Origin of the sequence: Pedobacter sp. B4-66 (genome assembly GCF_018492665.1) — a bacterium.
In the GTDB taxonomy this organism is placed as follows: Bacteria; Bacteroidota; Bacteroidia; order Sphingobacteriales; family Sphingobacteriaceae; genus Pedobacter.
Window position 1 is genome coordinate 37,102 of sequence record NZ_JAFVME010000008.1, and the last position, 17,630, is coordinate 54,731.

Sequence of the window (17,630 nt, forward strand, 5' to 3'; positions counted from 1 at the left end):
ATGATAGTCAACGGTTCGCCGCCGTTTGACTAAGAATTAAGGCCGTCCCTGGGCAAACAGGAACGGCTTTTTTATTTGGTACTATTGCATGGTGCTCCTCCTTCTATGTAAATGGTTTGTCCAACAAATTTTGATTGTATGTTCATAGAGAGATTTAATGTTTTCAGAACTTCATGTATAGATTTGTTTCTGAATCTTGCAGTTAGCTTGCAATCAGTATAGTTAATCTTTCCTGTCTTGATCTTCAGGTTATACTTTCGTGCTAAAGTTTCAAAAACTTCATTGAATGGCGTTTGTTCAAAGATCAGTTCGCCCGACACCCAGGAATCGACATCGCTTTTGCTCATGCTGGCCTTTTCAGTCTTGGCCTTTTTCCTATCGTAGGTTAACTTTTCACTTGGCAATAGGAACACTGCTTTTTTATTTTCAGCTGTGGTTACCCCCACTTTACCTGAATTAACCGCAACTACCATTAATTGTTCACTATCATAAGCCCGTACATTGAAACTGGTTCCGTAAACCGTAGTATTCATTTCGGCGCTGCTCACCACAAAAGGATGCGACGCATCATGAGTAACTTCAAAATATGCCTCTCCGGTCAACTTCACCAGGCGCTGATGATCATTTTTGAAGTCATCCTTATAGCTAATTTCACTTCCCGAATTCAGCCATACAGTGGTACTGTCTGGTAATAAAACCTTGATGATCTTACCGGCTCCTGCACTTTTCAGTACCCACTTTTCGGGCTGAGTTTGTGCCGAGCGATAATAAAATAGCCCTGTCAGTAAGAAGATACCGGTCATGGCTGCGGCCAAACCATACTTCCACCAGAGGCCGGCTTTATTTGTTTGGGCAAGCTCTAGCACCTGACTTGTTTCGGAAATTTGCGCTCTTACAGACTCAAAATCTAACGGTTGTTGTACAGGTAGCTTTTCCGACAGTGTCCAGAGCTCCTGTATCCTTAAATATTCTTCTTGGTGTACTGCATCTTCGGCAAGCCAGGTATCCAGCATGGCCGCTGAATCTGCTGTTTCTTCAGCAGACAAGCGTTTGGTGATGCAATCCCATAATTTATTATCCATAACTATCCTCATTCAACAGTAAAGACAATTGTGCGCACAAAAAATACGGGCTGGGATCAGTTAAGCTTCTGTTAACTTTCTATGAATTAAATGTTGGGACTGACCATAGATAAACTGCATACTTTTCGAAAGATGGTCTTCCACAGTTCTAACAGAGATCTGGAGTAAGTCTGCAATCTCCGCATAGCTAAAGCCTTCTATTCTGTGCATTTTAAAAACCAATTGCCTCCGTTCAGGAAGTTTGTTAATGAGAAAATGCAGAAAATCCAGTTGCTCGGATTCATTCGTAATTTCATCGCCAAAGGAAAGATCAGAAATTGCAGTCAGGTCCTCCTGCTCAAGTAAAGTCAAGGATTTGTTCTTATGTTGTTTCAGGTAATTGATGGCGGAATTTTTTATTGCTCTAAACAAATAGCCCTTAAGGTTATCAGGCTTTGTTTTGTTAAACCAGAACTGTACAAATAGATCATTCACCAAACTGGCTGCAGCTTCTTCATCTTTTACAAAATAAAAGGCATATTGATGCAGCATGCCACTCCAGCGTTTATAGAGCAACTCAAAATTAACAAGCTCTTTATTTGACCCCATGATATTAACTCCAAAACTCGACAAGGGATATAAATAAGATATTAAGGATGTATTACGTTTTGCTAAAAAACTGTCCATGTTAAAATGTAGTGTATCAATGTAGCCAGTAATCCAGTCGCAGGAATGGTAAGTATCCAGGCGTAGACTATGGGGATAGTTACCCCCCAACGCACAGCGGAAATCCTTCTTATAGCCCCGACTCCTATAATGGCTCCGGTAATTGTGTGCGTGGTGCTAACCGGAATACCTAAGATGCTTGTAGAAAAAAGCGTGATTGCTCCTGAAGTTTCGGCGCTGAACCCTTCAAATGGTTTCAGATGCGTTATTTTAGATCCCATTGTTTTAACAATACGCCAGCCTCCGAGCAATGTACCTAGTCCCATTGCGGTGTGGCAGGAAATGACGACCCAAAATGGTATTGTGGCAGTTTTATCTAACTCTCCGGATGCAATTAAAGCTACAGCGATGATACCCATTATTTTTTGTGCATCATTTGCACCATGTCCAATACTAAAGGCAGCTGCAGAAAGCAACTGAAGTTTCTTGAAATGCTTGCTTACCTTCCCGCGATTAGCATTTCTACAAATCCAGGTCACCACAACGGATATCACTATAGAAACCAACATGCCGATTAAAGGGGCTAAAAAAATAAACAAGATAATTTTTAAAACTGCCGAATACATCACCGCGCTAAAACCTGCGCTGGCAATAGCTGCCCCTACGAAACCGCCAATTAAGGTGTGCGATGAACTTGAAGGAAGTCCAAAAAACCAGGTCAGCAGATTCCATATAATAGCTGCCAGCAATCCCGCTATCAATACCTGCATCGTTACAATTTCGGGATGAACAATATCCTTAGCGATTGTATTTGCAACATTAAGTTTGAAAATCAAATATGAAATGAAATTGAAAAAGGCAGCCCATAATACTGCTAATCGAGGAGATAAAACCCTTGTTCCGACAATTGTAGCTATAGAATTAGCCGCATCGTGAAAGCCGTTGATGACATCAAATAATAAAGCTAATCCAATAACTATAATAAGTATGGTCATACCTTCCCTCCTTTCTAGTATGCAATTCGGATAGTATAGTTTTTGGTTCTATTGTAAAGTTAACAACTCTATATTAACTTAAAATTACGAAATAAAGTACGGAACAAAAAACCTAATAACCTGACTACTAATTGGTTTATTTTAAAATAATGCTCTACCACTATTTATAATGCTAGCCACTTTTAGTTTATACGTTTTTGGGGTATCAACTGAACAGCCAGAAGTAGAAGTAGCGACGCTCGTTATATTAAAATCAAAACCTACCTTTTCGCCAACTACTTTTAAGGACTCAGAGAGACCAGTTGCTTTTACTACATTGATATACTTAACTCCATTAAGCGTAAGGGTATCACCATATTGCTTGATTGGTGAAGGAGAGGATACAATTTCAATTAGCCAATAATCTTTTGAAAGATCCTCATTACAGTTCTCCCTTCCAATCACATAACCACTGGCCATCTTGTAGGGAGGTTTAAATGGATACTTATTATTACAGCTTGACATCGCAAAATAAACGACAACTAAAAGAACCAATATTGAGTGTATTTTATTCAATGGATATAATTTAAGAGGTTAATTACCTAAAGGTACCTAAGACATGTTACATTTAAACCCATCCAATATTAACTTTAAATTAAATCTCAAAAAGGCGGGCAAATTAAAATAACAAGGCAGGGTGTTGAATTCCCCTAGTCTTTTCTCTTCCCCCATAGCAGAAAAATCAATAACAATATTGAAAAAATAATGATCAGTATGCCAAGCACCACATTCCTTTCCATAACCACATTTATCTCTATAAAAATACCTCTTATCTAAATAACAACAGCGGTAAATGACTGTGATAGGCCAGCTTATCAGTCATATTGTGATGAAAAATATGTTCAAAAAATCCGTATTCCTTTGGTACTGCGACCAGCAATTCTGCCCGTTGATGCCCAGCAAATTCCATGATTCCTTCAGCCTTATTTTCATGGTGAGTATAATGGATTTCCACTTGTTCATCATCCCAAAGCCGATGTAGGTCGCTCATCTCTTTGATGGCACCTGGAGGTAAATGAGCACGGTCGTGCTCCACATTTAAAATGAGTAAATTTGCAGCCAAAGCATGTACAAATGACTTAATGGCAAAGGCAGGTGTAGATTTGGAAACCTGCTTTAAATCGCAGGCAAAAACTACCGTTTTTATGGGTTGAAAGGTGGCCGCAGCTGGAACAATCAGTAATGGAGCATGGCAAGCTTTGGCCAAATTCATCGCATTACTGCCTACAAGAGCTTTTTCCAGACCACTTTTTCCGGATATGCCAGTAACAACAAGCCCGATATTTTCCTCATCAACTTGCGTATTTACAGCCTCAATTAGGTTTCTGTCGTCAGTTCGAAGGTCAATTTTTGTAGCTTCAGGCAACCGGTCCTCCAGCTCATTTTTAAGTTCATTTAGTTTTTCATTGCTTAACTTTGCAGATACATTAAGGGCCCCTGTAAGTGGTGTAAATGCTACAGGAGGTATTACAAATGATTCATAAGAATGGTAAAGGATCAGCTTCCTTGTCTTCAACTGATGAGCCAGTCCAACAGCGTAATTTGCGGCATTCGAGGCCTCCTCAGAAAAATCAGTGAGTACGAGCATCTGCTGTACTCCATGTATTTCATTCAATTGAACTTCTATCGCATCTTCCAACTCCTGAAAATCACTGTTGGAGAAATTCCTGGAACCACGTTGAGCAACTGTCCATTCTCCTTTCTGAGAGCGCGAAAGTAAAATAGGGTCCGGCTCATCTCTTAGCATTTCTACTTTAAATTTTTGATGGTGATCGTATTCAGTAACGCTGGCGCTCAATTCCAGACTCCCTGCCCTGAATTCTACAGAAAATGTTTCCATGACACTTCGGCTTTAAAGATAATTCCAAGCGCTTCATCAGATGACATAATGTATAACAATTCAGCCTGCGTTTGGTTCAGAAATTTTTATTTATTTTTAGATGCAACATTCCTAAAAGAATGTTTGTCTTTTTCATTGTAAAAAGTCATTTACTTAATTCGTAACGCGCGATTAACTCAACATGAAAAAAACGATAATTCTTATTCTATTTGCACTGATCAGCAGTACCTCCTTTTCACAAATATTATCAAAAGCCGATTTTATAGAAGATTTAGAATTTCTAAAAAAAACTTTACCTATAAAACATACCAATCTTTTTGCCAAAATAGATAGTAGTCAATTTGAAAATAAAGTAGACCAGGTATCCATGAGGTCCAACGGATTTGACCAAAATCGCTTTATTGTTGAACTCTTCAAACTGACAAAATCCATTGGTGATGAGCACACTTTTATAGAAGTAGATTTTACCAAAATTTTACCCATCCAATTCGAGCTTTTTAAGGAAGGTTTATTCATTGTCGGCATCGATTCTGCAAATGCTTCGGTATTGAACAGTAAATTGGAAAGCATAAACGGACATCCGGTTAGCGAAGTGCTCACTCGTTTTAAGGAAATCATTCAATATGAAAATCCTTCGTATTTCGATGATCGCCTTTTGCAACATCTTAACAATCCAGTATTATTAAATGGTTTAGAACTGATCGATAGCGATTCGATTGCAACATTTACATTGAGCAATAGCAATGGCCAGACACAAAAGATTAGCCTTAAACCAGTGGCTGGAAAAGATGTAGCTAAGCTGAACCTGACAAGATCGGGAAAAAGCCTGCTCTCGCACAAAAAGAGCAGCAATTATTGGTTCGACTATGATGCGGATAAAAAAATCCTTTATTTCAACTATAGCGAATGCAGAGAGCACCAACAATATTCCTTTGCAAAATTCAGTGAAGAACTTTTCCCTATCATCGACGAACAAAAAGCCGAAAAAATCATACTCGACCTACGCTACAACGGTGGAGGAAATTCGGCCATTCTGAATCCTTTTATTGAAAAGATTTCTGCCAGTTATTTAAATAAGAAAGGAAAATTCTTTGTTCTGATAGGCAAAAAAACCTTCTCATCAGCAGTAATGAATGCAGTTGAACTGAAAAGAAACTCAAATGCCATCTTCATTGGTGAGGCGACTAGTGGCAACATCAACCATTATGGTGAGGTAAGAGGTTTTAGTCTTCCTAAATCTAAAATAGTTGTTGCGTATTCTACCAGATATTGGGAGCGCTGGAAAGGGAAGAAAGGTCCCCTAAAGCCGGATATCAATATGAAGTATTCGATCAAAAACTATATAGATGGAAAAGACGAAGCGTTGATGAAAATTTAATCACTGAGAATGACACTTATACCCAAACCAGCAAGTATCCCTGCGGTAACTTTATCGATACTACTTTTTGCTTTAAGATAAATCGTTCTTGGGATAGGATGAGAAAGAACAAGACTTACAAAAGTATACCAGCAAGTCTCCAATAAAAAAATACAGGTTAATAAGACTGCAGCATCCTGAAAAGTATAGTTTTTAGGCATCAATGATGCAAATATACTGGTATAAACTATCGCTGTCTTTGGGTTGCTCAACTGCGTGAGCAATCCGGTGTAAAATGACCCTAGCAGTTGTTGCCTGTTTTCTCCGGCAATGTGTTGTCCCATAGTAAAAGCAAAGTCGTTTCTGGATAGCCAGGTCTTCCAGGCCATATAACACAAATAACATCCCCCGATAATTTTTAAAGCAGAATAAAGAAGGGGAATGGCACTGAACAGCAACTGTAATCCTCCAAGAGAAAGACCTGCGAAAATTACAGCACCTGTTCCCATTCCAAAGGAGGCAAAAATGCCATCCTTCCTTGTTTTACCCAAGGCTGTTTTGGCAATCATGATAAAACTGGGTCCAGGGCTGACAGTTCCTAGCGCCAGAGACCCAATTATGATTGCAAAAGATAATATTTCCATATTTATATGAGCCAATTATTTTGGCCAGGCATGCAAATTAGGTCTTTACAGTAAATCGGAGTGTTCCAAAGACACCAATTTCGCAAACCGAATAAGATGCAACTGATTTTAAGATTTTAGATGATCAAAGTATGCCGTCGTTTCTTCCAAAATTGATTTCATCAAATCAGCTGCCTTCGTATATTTCAGTACAGGCGCGATCTGACCACCCCAAAACAATATCATATCCCATTTTTCTTGTTCAATAGCTGTTTTCCTTAAATGTGACATAAATTGCGTCTGCAGAGGGAACGGGAGAAATCCATTTTCCTGGTGAATTAAATCATGTGCAATGCGGCTGCTTATTCCTCTGCCAAGCCGGCCGGTAAATGCCCGAGTTAAGGTCGTATATTTTGCTGCATCAGAAAAGAGCATTTGCTTATGAATGGCAGTAGCATTAGATTCCTCGGTGGCTAGGAAAGCAGTGCCAATTTGTGCTGCATCTGCCCCAAGAGCCAGTGCGGCAGCAACGCCTTTTCCATTAGCGATCCCACCTGCGGCAATCACAGGTGTCTTTATCTTCTCTTTAATCAATTGGAGCAATACAAATGTCCCGATTGTAGAGCTTTCCGCTGAGGCCAGGAACGATGGACGATGTCCTCCTGCCTCAAAGCCGGATGCGATAATCATGTCTGCTCCTGCAGCTTCCAAAGTAATGGCTTCATCTAATGTCGTAGCTGCCCCAATGGTTACTATACCAAGTTTACGGCATTGCTCCAGGATATCCGCTTCCGGAGCTCCAAACATAAAACTAAATACTGGTGGGCGCTGATGCAAAATCACTTCGACCTGATTTTCGAACCGGCTTTTGAACGGTGCCGGTTTTTCCGGGGGCGCTATTCCTAACTCCTCGAAATAAGGTTTAAACAATTGCTGAGCGCGATTAAACTGCTCATCGGAAACCGAACCACCTAACGCATCGGAATCCGAGACCCATAGGTTCATATTATAAGGCTTATTTGTAGCCAATTTGATCTGCTTATCTATCGCGATAATCTCCTCAGGATTTAAATTATAGGCCCCGTAGCCCCCAAGACCTCCCAGGTTTGATACTGTTGCTACCAACTCAACAGATGACAGGTTGCCACCAAATGGTCCTTGCAAAATCGGATATCGAATATCTAATATTTTGGATGCTTTTGTTTGATACCACATAAATTTAACTTATCAATTTATTTTACCTACCCAATCAATATTGCTCTTTACAGTATCAATAATGAATTTTTGATTTTCCATGTGATTTGCTTTTTAATTACACCACAAAGTACGGGAGAAAAATCGGTCGGTTAAGGTGACCTACATCACATCTTAGGTATGATAAAGTCTGCTTAATGTCTCCCTTGATACACCAAGATAAGCGGCGATCAGATTTTTTGGCACAAGATTATAGAGTTGCGGATATAAGTTCAACAGTTCTTCATATCGGAATTTGACGTTATTGTTCATGAACGATAATAGCCTTTTCTGACTGGCTACATAGCCCTTATTGGTTCGCCAGCGGAAGAAGCTTTCCACGGCATGAATTTCACTACAAATTTTTTCCCGATTTGCATTGCTAAGACACAATACCTCGGCATCGGTAATACAGTCTAATGATGTACTAGCTTTGGTGTGGTTATAAAGCGCTTCAAAATCGGAAGCCCACCAGTTTGGCATCGCAAACTGCAGAATGAACATTTTCAATTCTTCATTAATGAAAAAAGATTTCAGGCAACCGGAGATCACGAAATATTCACTATCGACAATGCTCCCCTGGGAAATGATTACCTGCCCTTTTTTGAAATTCTGAAGCTCAAAATGGGAAAAGAAGTATTCAAACTGTTCATCTGTCAGTGTAGCATTTTTTGCGACATAATCCTTTAAAACTTCCTTAGCTTTCATCTAAATCGTGCTATTTCTAAAAATAACTTTACCCAAAGTTAACATAAAAATGATCCCGTAGAACAACAGGCTACTACCGCCTTGTGAATGTTAACAAACGAGAAATAAAAACAACGGAGCCTGTCCAATTTTAAAATATCGATTGTTATCAATGTAAAACAATCAAAATTTAAGCGTTAACATATGAAAATTGTCGTAATCGGAGGCACTGGCCTCATTGGAACAAAACTGGTAAAAACTTTAAGCGAGGCTGGGCATGAAGTACTAGCTGCCTCCCCAGCTACCGGGGTAAATGCCATTACCGGAGAGGGACTTGCTACAGCATTAACTGGTGCAGATATTGTAGTCGACGTAGCTAACTCCCCATCATTTGAACAAAAAGCAGTATTTGATTTCTTCGAAACTTCCGGAAGAAATCTGATTGCAGCAGAAAAAGACGCGAATGTAAAACACCATGTCGCGCTATCAGTTGTTGGTACCGACCGCCCAAATGCCAACACCTATTTCCAGGCTAAACTGGCACAGGAGAAACTGATTCAGGAATCAGGAATTCCTTATTCTATTCTGCATGCTACACAATTCTTTGAGTTCGTAGGCGGTATTGCCCAGGCAGGAACCCAGGGAGATCAGATCCATGTTTCGCCTGCATTATTTCAGCCCATTGCAGCTGAAGATGTAGTTGCTGCACTAGCAGAAGTCACCACTGGATCTCCCTTAAACGGCTCAACAGAAGTAGCCGGTCCTGAAAAAATCGGCCTTGATGAAATCGTCAGGCAATACCTGGGTCTTAAAAACGACACCAGGCAAGTGATCTCAGACGTTCACGCCCCATATTTTGGTGCAGAAATCAATGACCAGTCTCTTGTCCCGGGAGATCAGCCTCGCATCGGCAAACAAACTTATGGAGAGTGGATCCGCAAACCGGGTAACTTAAGATAAGTAAGCATTACAATCTTTCAACGCCATAAAGGTCGTCTGACCAGAAAACAGGCGACCTTTCGCATTTAACAAAAGTTTTTGAGTTGCTGTTTGCCTCTTTATCCTCTTACAAATGGAGCCTGGACAATTACCTGGACAAATCTCTTAAAGATTAACCATCCAGATGCCGGATGTGTCTGCTGATGATTAGCTTATCAGCATCCGAACTTGCGAGTAGCAGTGCCTGCCTGTAATGCTGTAAAGCAAGTGCATCATCGACATCTGTATACAAGTTACCCAACAGCGAATAGTAAAAATGATTTCCGGTAAGTTTCAATTTTTCCGCTTCAGCAATGGCTGCTAGTTTCCCATCGACTTTGGCCAGTGCAAAAGTTCTGTTTAGCGCCACAATGGGCGAATATTCAAGTACCAGCAGGTTATTGTAAAGCTGAAGAATCTGTTGCCATTTTTCAGCAGTATCCGCCTTATGTGTATGCCAATAGGCAATACCGGCTTCCAAATGATACTTGGTCAACCGACTGCCGCTGGCGGATAAACCCAGATAATACTTACCCTGCCCTATCAATTCCTGATTCCATAGGCTTTCATCCTGATCACCGTATAAAATGGCCTCTCCCTCCGAGTTCGCACGGGTATCAAAGCGGGAAACATGAAAACACATTAGGGAAAGCAATGCATTTACCTCAGGAAGATTTGTAGTTTCCTGATCCGCCAATAGGTAAACCAAACGCATTGCTTCCGCGCAGAAATCCCTTCGGAGTGTCGTATTTTGTGCAGTAGAATAATAGCCTTCAGAAAACAGGAGATACAATGTGGTCAGCACCGTATCCATGCGTAAGCTGATCTCAGTTAAACCGGGCTGTTCAATCTTCATATTTACTGCTTTCAACCGGTCCTTTGCGCGCTTAAGTCTTTTATAAATGACCTCCTTATTGGTCAGGTAAGCATCGGCAATCTCCTGAATGCCAAAACCACAAAGTAGATTCAGTGCAAGCGCGACCTGAGATTCAGTGGATATCTGAGGATTGCATACGGTAAAGATCATGGCCAGCTGGCTATCTCCTATATTTTTGATGGACAAGTCCAGCTCAAATTCCTCCATTTTTTCCGCCTGATACTGAAGCTCAGGAGATAGCTTCTGCTGAAACAAACTATCCCGCTTTAAATAATTTTTGGTTTTGTTTTTAGCGACTGTATACAACCAGGCAGTTGGATTTTCCGGCACTCCCCTTACACTCCAGATCTCCGTAGCTGAAAGAAAAGTATCACTCACAATATCCTCTGCTGTTTCCACGTGAGCGATACCAAACAAACGGCAAAGTACACAAACAATTTTCCGGTACTCGTTCCTGAATAAGTTTGGGATCAATTCATGTTGCTCCATATACACATCTAAAATGCTTTTACACTCGAATGCAAAAATATTATCTCCAAAATTTAACCCTCAGGCTCAGTAGCCATCCGTACCTCGACATTGCCACCTAGCTCCAGGATCGGGCATCCCTGTGCAATTTCAACAGCCTCTTCATAGTTTTCTGCCCTGACAATAATCAGCCCTCCAATGGATTCCTTGATCTCCACAAAGGGACCATTGATCACCTGCTTGTCCGATTTCACCACTTGACCGGCAATATCCCAGCGCTGTAAAGGTCTTGCCAGTTTATTCTGAGCCGCAATCCCACCGAACCAGTTTTGCCAGGCTTTAATCGAATGTTGCAATTCCTCAGGAGAAGGCTGCGCCTCCTTATTGGTAAAATCTCTCCTGAAAATCAATAAAAACTCATTCATATTCGTTTAATTTTTAATGTGATACCAAGCACTGACAACCCAACCAGTAAAATTGGACATTCTTTTTCAAAAAAGATATTAATACCTATATTAATGAACCAAATAAAACAAACCATATGAACAAAATCTACCTGACCCTTTTCATGTTGGCATTGACTACAAATATCTTTTCCCAACAAAAAAACTGTAATTGCCTGGAGAATCTGGACAAAGTCATTGAAAAAACAGAAATAAACTATGCAGGCTTCCCATCAGCAGTTACTGAAAAAACCATATCCAAATATAAAACCCTGGTAAAAAAACTCAAACAAGGTGCTGTTGGAACATCAAATCCTAGAGCCTGTTTTAAGATTATCAAAGCATACGTCGGTTATTTTAACGACAAACACTTCGACTTTGAGTATGCCTTAAATGATGACAGTAATAAAGAATACAACCAAATCACCGAAGCACAATTCCGTAGTACTTACAGCAAAATAAAACCGGGATCAGTTGAAGGAATTTGGACCAATCCAGACTCTAGTATAAAGCTTGCCATCATCCCCAAAGCAAAAAATGTGTATCAGGCAGTCATCGTAAAAAGCAACGACGTAAAACTTCCAAAGGGACTTGTCTATAGCACCATCACCAAAACCACCGGCGGATACACCTTTGATAAATACAATTGGATTACTCCAGACTATCCTGTGCGCATTAGAGGTGGATTGCTCTTCCTTTGGAACTTCGAAATCTGGGGCAGAGAATATCCAACCCCGATGAACGCCGCAGAAAAAACAGAGCTTGCTACCTGGAAAAACTATAATTTCGGACTTGGCATTTCAAAGCTCAATGACAAAACCACCTTGCTGAGGATAGCGTCATTCAACAACGACAATAAAATCAGGGAAATCATTGCAAAAAATGACTCATTAATCAGGAGCAGTGAGAACCTTATCGTCGATCTTAGAGGCAATGCCGGTGGAAACTCAGGCTGGTTTTACCTAATGCCTTACTTTTACACCAACCCTATCGACCAGGGTCCATCCTTGCTAAGACTTTCTGAAGAAAACAAAAAGCGTACGATGCCAAAAATAAAATCATTTCTGGACAATCCCCCAACCGATCCCTCTTTGAAAAAAAATTATACTCCAGAACTTATTGCAATCAATAAAAAAGCTTACCAGGAAATCCCGCAATCCAAAGCAGCATTTTACCCTATCCCCTCTATGCTACTGACAGCAGACTCCATTGCCAAAAGTCCAGGCAATATTGCCCTTATCTTCGACGACCTGGGAGGAAGCTCAACTGAATTTTTCTTTTACATTTCCAGACAAAGCAAAAAGATAAAAAGATACGGTACACATACCTATGGAATGATGGATTACATGGGTATGTCCGAGGAAACAAAACTTCCATTCAGCGATTTCTATCTTGTCATTCCTGATACGAAAGCATCCTGGACAGATACCGCCCCAATCAATGGAAAAGGTTTTCAGCCCGAAAGAGACCTTGGCCATCTCCCCCATAACAAATGGATAAGCTTTGTCGTAGATGATCTAAACAAGAATAAGCAATAGAGAACACTCAAATGTGGCTCTGGCTGCATTCGCTCCATCCACTTCAAAACGCAGATCCGGACTGCTGTAATGGGGAGAACTAATCCTAAGTCAAGTAACCCGAATGATTTCACATTACTTAAAGTAAAAACAACTTCTCCAGTACCGCAAAAAACAATACCTTTGCCACCGTAAAAAACCAATAATTGAGAAGATCAGTTTGCCTTTTATTACTACTCATGATCGTCATGCAGTCCTTTAATAAGCTCGGAATCATCCTTGCTTTTAAAATTAATCAGGACTACATTGCTTCGGCCTTTTGTGAAAATAAAGACAAACCGGAAATGCACTGTAACGGGCGGTGTGTCCTGGCAAAAAAACTCAAACAAGCCGAACAGAATGAAGAAAAGCAAAGAACAGCGAATCTTGAAAAAGCGAATGTGCTCTTCTTTTGCAAATTGAACAGATTGGAGTTAAATGGATCCCAGGTTTTGCCAACAACTAATGATTTCAATCCTTTCTACTTAAAGTTTAAACCTTCTTCTTTTACCAACGATATCTTCAAACCACCTCAGGACGCTTCTGCCTAATCTATTCTTATCTTATTAATCATAATTCTGGAGTATCCTAAGGTTACCCCACGTGCCATTTTTGTGGTCGAATTCATGATGTGACTCGGGCCGGTTAATTTGATCTGACCCAGGTCGCAAAAATTATCAATTGAATAAAATGAAGAGATACAGACCGTATGCAAAAAATCGTACACGATGGTTGCTTCATTAACATATTTTATACTTTCAAATGAAAATCAATATTTTCAGCATACTATTGCTATTGTTTATCAGTAGTAAATCCTTTGCACAACCTGGCTCAGGAAATTTAAAAGGCCGTATCGTAACAACTAAAGATGAAGCTGTTATCGGCGCCACAGTTCAATTACAAAATACAGGAATCAGCACGCAAACAGATTCAGATGGAAATTTCAGCTTAGATGCTATTCCGGCCGGCACTTATGTATTGGTCGTTTCCAATATAGGCTATACCGCCCTTAAGCAAAATCTAATCATTACTGAAGGTAAAAATGCCTTTCTCAATTTGCAGCTCTCAGAAAGCAAGCAGGAATTGAAGGAGGTAGCCATCAATAGCATCAAGAAACGTTATCACATACAGCGATCCAGTAGTGCGACCAGAATGGATATTCCGCTGCTTGAAACCCCACAGTCTGTACAAGTCGTTTCATCAGAGGTAATGCAGGACAAGCAAGCTTTTACGCTGAATGAACTTGCAGGTACTTTCACGGGCATGAAAGCCAACAATGGAAGTGGTTCATTCAATATGCGCGGATTTACTGCCTACTCTCCTAATGATGCTAGTTTCCTGCTTTACAACGGCATAAGAGGTAACCTCTTCCTATGGAGTCAGCAACCACTATTGTATAACATAGAATCTGTTGAACTACTTCGTGGTCCCTCCGGAGCTTTGTTTAGTGAAGGAGCTCCCGGCGGTGTTATCAATTTTGTAACCAAGAAACCACTTTCAGAAAGCAGATACAACATCGACTTGTCATTAGGAAGCTGGAAATTCCGTCGGGCATCCGCAGACCTTACAGGGCCATTAACTAAAAACAAAAAGCTATTGTATCGTACGATCATAGGATACGACAAATCCGAAAGTTTCCGTAACGACCAGGATAAAGAAAATATTTTCCTGGCACCATCATTAACTTACCTTTTTTCAGAGAAAACAAATCTTAATCTGGAAGTTAATTATGCCCATCAAAAAGCCGTTCACCAATATGACAATGGAACTTTTATTCGCACCAGAGCTGACGGCACTTTTGATTTCAATTATTATCCAAACAACCTGACCATCCAAAGTCCAACTGATTATGGAAAAACCAACAATTCATCGGCCACGCTGACATTTAACCATAGCTTCAACGAAAAATTGAAACTAACAGTCGTACAACGTGCAGTAAGAAATGTGCTAGACTTTACCGATCATATCCCTTTAGGAAAGATCAAAAATGATTCCATCAGCAGAGGGTACCAGGACTGGGAAACCGATCGGTTTAGCCTGCAAACGACGGCTTATGCAAGCTATGATATCAAGACCGGCTCCTTAAATCATCAGATCATAGTTGGTGCTGATTACAACCGTTATGGCTGGACGAAAAATGACTACCAATACAAGCCCTCTTCCCGTATTTCAATTTTTAATCCTGATTACCGCAATGATATCCCGGGAGCTGATGTTCCGACTGAGGAAGCAGACGACAACAAGCGCATTACCAATCTAATGGGTTTATACATTCAGGATCAGGTTAGTTTTGGCCGACAGCTTAAAGCACTGCTTTCTTTGAGATACGATAACTATGACGCAAAGGAAACTCCGCTATCAGCCAGAGATAATAAACAAGGTGATGAACTGCAGGCCTCCGGATGGATTCCACGAGTTGGATTGGTCTACTTACCTTTAGAAAATTTATCTTTTTATGGTACTTACCTTAAGTCTTTTAATCCTCAAACCTCTAATAATGCGCTTTCTGGTGGTCCATTTCCTACCCGTAAGGCCACTCAATACGAACTGGGTTCTAAAGCTAATTTCTTTAATCAGCAATTGTCGACCACATTGTCCGTATACCAAATCAAATATGCAAATATCCTCACTGCTGCGCCTACAGAAGAAAACTCCCATCGCCAGGCAGCCATTGATGGCACCCGAAGCAGGGGAATTGAATTTTCTGCCACTGGCACGATTCAAAATTTTAATATCATCGCCGGATATGCCTATAACGAACATATCATCCTGAGCACAAGCGCCTATGGTAAAAAAGGTGATCGTTTTGCAAATGCACCAAAACACATCGCTAACCTCTGGTTAAAATACAACCTTTATGGTACCACACTAAAAGGGCTGGGGATAGCCGGTGGTGTTCGCTATGTGAGCGATCAGGTTGGTCTCATCAGCAATCAAAACTTTGTATTCCCGGAGTACACTGTATTAGATGCAGCCATCAATTACCAAAGAGGGCGCTATAATATTCAGTTTAATGCCTATAACCTGACGAATAAACACTATTTCACCGGCAGCAGATCAAGCACTGTTTCTGGCGGTCTGGGTGATCCGTTTAATTATAGAATTGGAATAAGCTATCAGATCCAATGAGTAAATCAATAACCAAACTGGCATTTTCTCTGCACAGCTGGCTTGGCCTTATCAGTGGGATATTCCTGCTATTGTTAGGGCTAAGCGGCTCGGCACTGGTCTTTTTAAAGGAGATCGATCATGCGATCAATTCAGACTTACTTCAGGTGAAACCTACTGGTAAAGTGTTGTCTTTAGATACGCTTTACAGAAAAATTGGTACTGATCGTCCGAACTTGACAGGTATTGCCTGGTTAAATCCCGAAGGGACTCCTGAAGAAGCATATGAATTTAGGCTGTATCAGAATGACGGAAAGATCAGCACCTACGATCTGGGTATGATCAGTATCAATCCTTACTCCGGTAAGACTTTGCGTGAAGGAAACCTGAAAGACCTGAATCCAAGCGTCATGCATTGGATATTGCAGTTTCACTGGAGTTTCCAGCTTGGCATACCGGGATTGCTGTTGGCTACAATCTTTGGCATCACTATGCTCTTATCTACTCTAACAGGGTTGATCATTTACCGAAAGCATGTATGGAAAGTCCTAACCTTTAAAGAAAAGATCAAATGGAACAATTGGAGAACTACATCTTCAGGCCTCCACAGAGTTGTGGGGGTCTGGGCATTGGTTTTTAATGTGGTCATTTTCTTTACTGGTTTCTGGATGAATAAATTTTCGTTAGACACCGCATACTGGAAGAGGCAAACTGTTTCAACTCCGATAAATACCTTGTCTTTCCAAAACATAGACCAAATGCTTAGTAATGCTAAAAAAGGCATGCCCGATTTAATGCTAAAAAAAGTCTATCTGCCAACTCAGCCTGGAAAGAATTTCCAGGCAAGTGGCACCCTAAAGGGCCAATCTGCATTTTTCTATAACGGGAATTCTATTTCGATTGATCCCAACACCGGAAAAATAACCTCTATTGAACGTTTGGCTGAAAAGGGAGTTTGGGAAAAGGCAGAAGCCACATTTTTTCCTCTTCATGTCGGCAGTTTTGGTGGTATCCCCATCAAAATATTATATGTGATCATCGGATTATTGCCTGGCTTACTTTCCATTACAGGCGCTTTATTGTGGTGGCGAAAAGTAAAAAAACATCATATGGATATCTGGAAGCGGACACAATGATAAAGATTTTGTAAAACAAGGATGAGAATTGCCAACCTTAGTAACATTTTTTACTGTATCTATTGCAGTGAGGCTGATAATAAAAAGAGGACAAAAGATCCTGCCCACACTGCCCAGCAGACTGTTCTGTTGGTTTGGTTATTCAATTGATGATTTTTGAATTCCTGAAAGATAAGCTCAGCCCTCCCCTTGTTCATTAAATAAATTTTTAGGGCAATAAGTAGGATCATGTTGCTGGCTAGTACAATGGGCTTTGTCCAGGAGCCCATTGACCAAAATCCGGGATCTAACAATAGCCATAAAGTCAATATGAACCAGAACATACTGAGTTCCACCAATAGTACACCCCTGAAGTCTCCTACCCAGCTTTCCGGCTTATTCCGGTAGTGGTAAAGGAATGTAAAGTAATAGAATCTCAGCAGCTTCATTATTGGTATTTGTTGGTTTTAAATCGTTTTGCAAGTTAATAAGTATTGCTGACATCTCCCTTTTCCTTGTGGGTGGCATTTAGGTTCTGAAATGAAATATTGGTTGCAGAAAATGGTACCACAGACCAGATTTAA

The 17,630-nt window shown here is 40.5% G+C and carries 17 protein-coding genes; 6 read left to right on the forward strand and 11 right to left on the reverse strand.

The features are described 5' to 3' along the window. Positions 1-71: 71 nt before the first annotated feature. From J1905_RS14595 to J1905_RS14615, 5 genes are all read right to left on the reverse strand, one after another. Positions 72-1,082: a FecR family protein gene (locus J1905_RS14595; RefSeq protein ID WP_214228020.1), complete on the reverse strand. Its 1,011-nt coding sequence runs from the start codon at positions 1,080-1,082 to the stop codon at positions 72-74. Positions 1,083-1,142: 60 nt separating this feature from the next. Continuing rightward, positions 1,143-1,748 (reverse strand): sigma-70 family RNA polymerase sigma factor, encoded by a 606-nt coding sequence (locus J1905_RS14600; RefSeq protein ID WP_214228021.1) that lies wholly within the window; start codon positions 1,746-1,748, stop codon positions 1,143-1,145. Beyond that, positions 1,733-2,722: an inorganic phosphate transporter gene (locus J1905_RS14605; RefSeq protein ID WP_214228022.1), complete on the reverse strand. Its 990-nt coding sequence runs from the start codon at positions 2,720-2,722 to the stop codon at positions 1,733-1,735. Before J1905_RS14605 ends, J1905_RS14600 begins: the two co-directional genes overlap by 16 nt. Before the next feature lie 141 nt (positions 2,723-2,863). Then, entirely contained in the window at positions 2,864-3,277 is a 414-nt protein-coding gene (locus J1905_RS14610; RefSeq protein WP_214228023.1) for a hypothetical protein, read from the reverse strand. A gap of 253 nt (positions 3,278-3,530) precedes the next feature. Then, positions 3,531-4,601 (reverse strand): universal stress protein, encoded by a 1,071-nt coding sequence (locus J1905_RS14615; RefSeq protein ID WP_214228024.1) that lies wholly within the window; start codon positions 4,599-4,601, stop codon positions 3,531-3,533. 181 nt (positions 4,602-4,782) lie between these two features. On the opposite strand from J1905_RS14615, the gene J1905_RS14620 reads away from it, so the two are divergent. Further along, complete coding sequence (locus tag J1905_RS14620) at positions 4,783-5,979, forward strand: S41 family peptidase (RefSeq protein WP_214228025.1); 1,197 nt, start codon at positions 4,783-4,785, stop codon at positions 5,977-5,979. Here J1905_RS14620 and J1905_RS14625 read toward each other — a convergent pair. The 3 genes from J1905_RS14625 to J1905_RS14635 all read right to left on the reverse strand — a co-directional run bounded on the left by J1905_RS14625 (position 5,976) and on the right by J1905_RS14635 (position 8,522). Beyond that, positions 5,976-6,602 carry a LysE family translocator gene (locus tag J1905_RS14625; RefSeq protein WP_214228026.1) on the reverse strand — a complete coding sequence of 209 codons (627 nt, stop codon included), beginning with the start codon at positions 6,600-6,602 and terminating at the stop codon, positions 5,976-5,978. The two genes, J1905_RS14620 and J1905_RS14625, sit on opposite strands and share 4 nt — an antisense overlap. Before the next feature lie 108 nt (positions 6,603-6,710). After that, entirely contained in the window at positions 6,711-7,796 is a 1,086-nt protein-coding gene (locus J1905_RS14630; protein ID WP_214228027.1) for an NAD(P)H-dependent flavin oxidoreductase, read from the reverse strand. Positions 7,797-7,949: 153 nt separating this feature from the next. Next, on the reverse strand, positions 7,950-8,522 hold the full coding sequence (locus tag J1905_RS14635; protein ID WP_214228028.1) for a Crp/Fnr family transcriptional regulator: 573 nt from the start codon (positions 8,520-8,522) through the stop codon (positions 7,950-7,952). Positions 8,523-8,705: 183 nt separating this feature from the next. Between J1905_RS14635 and J1905_RS14640 the strand changes: the two genes are divergently transcribed. After that, positions 8,706-9,461: an SDR family oxidoreductase gene (locus J1905_RS14640; protein WP_214228029.1), complete on the forward strand. Its 756-nt coding sequence runs from the start codon at positions 8,706-8,708 to the stop codon at positions 9,459-9,461. A gap of 151 nt (positions 9,462-9,612) precedes the next feature. Here J1905_RS14640 and J1905_RS14645 read toward each other — a convergent pair whose 3' ends face one another. Together J1905_RS14645 and J1905_RS14650 are read right to left on the reverse strand one after the other, a co-directional pair. Next, entirely contained in the window at positions 9,613-10,845 is a 1,233-nt protein-coding gene (locus J1905_RS14645; protein ID WP_214228030.1) for an RNA polymerase sigma factor, read from the reverse strand. 53 nt (positions 10,846-10,898) lie between these two features. Next, positions 10,899-11,249, reverse strand: a complete 351-nt coding sequence (locus tag J1905_RS14650) for a YciI family protein (protein WP_214228031.1) — start codon at positions 11,247-11,249, stop codon at positions 10,899-10,901. A gap of 116 nt (positions 11,250-11,365) precedes the next feature. On the opposite strand from J1905_RS14650, the gene J1905_RS14655 reads away from it, so the two are divergent. The 4 genes from J1905_RS14655 to J1905_RS14670 all read left to right on the forward strand — a co-directional run bounded on the left by J1905_RS14655 (position 11,366) and on the right by J1905_RS14670 (position 17,067). Then, positions 11,366-12,805, forward strand: coding sequence for a S41 family peptidase (locus tag J1905_RS14655; protein WP_214228032.1), 1,440 nt, complete (start codon positions 11,366-11,368; stop codon positions 12,803-12,805). Positions 12,806-12,990: 185 nt separating this feature from the next. Beyond that, positions 12,991-13,374, forward strand: a complete 384-nt coding sequence (locus tag J1905_RS14660; RefSeq protein ID WP_214228033.1) for a hypothetical protein — start codon at positions 12,991-12,993, stop codon at positions 13,372-13,374. A 211-nt stretch (positions 13,375-13,585) separates the two neighbouring features. Next, a complete protein-coding gene (locus J1905_RS14665) occupies positions 13,586-15,952 on the forward strand; it encodes a TonB-dependent receptor (RefSeq protein WP_214228034.1) in 2,367 nt (788 codons plus the stop codon). Then, a complete protein-coding gene (locus J1905_RS14670) occupies positions 15,949-17,067 on the forward strand; it encodes a PepSY-associated TM helix domain-containing protein (RefSeq protein ID WP_214228035.1) in 1,119 nt (372 codons plus the stop codon). Before J1905_RS14665 ends, J1905_RS14670 begins: the two co-directional genes overlap by 4 nt. Before the next feature lie 59 nt (positions 17,068-17,126). On the opposite strand, the gene J1905_RS14675 is transcribed toward J1905_RS14670, so the two are convergent. Then, positions 17,127-17,495: a hypothetical protein gene (locus J1905_RS14675; RefSeq protein ID WP_214228036.1), complete on the reverse strand. Its 369-nt coding sequence runs from the start codon at positions 17,493-17,495 to the stop codon at positions 17,127-17,129. Positions 17,496-17,630 lie beyond the last annotated feature (135 nt).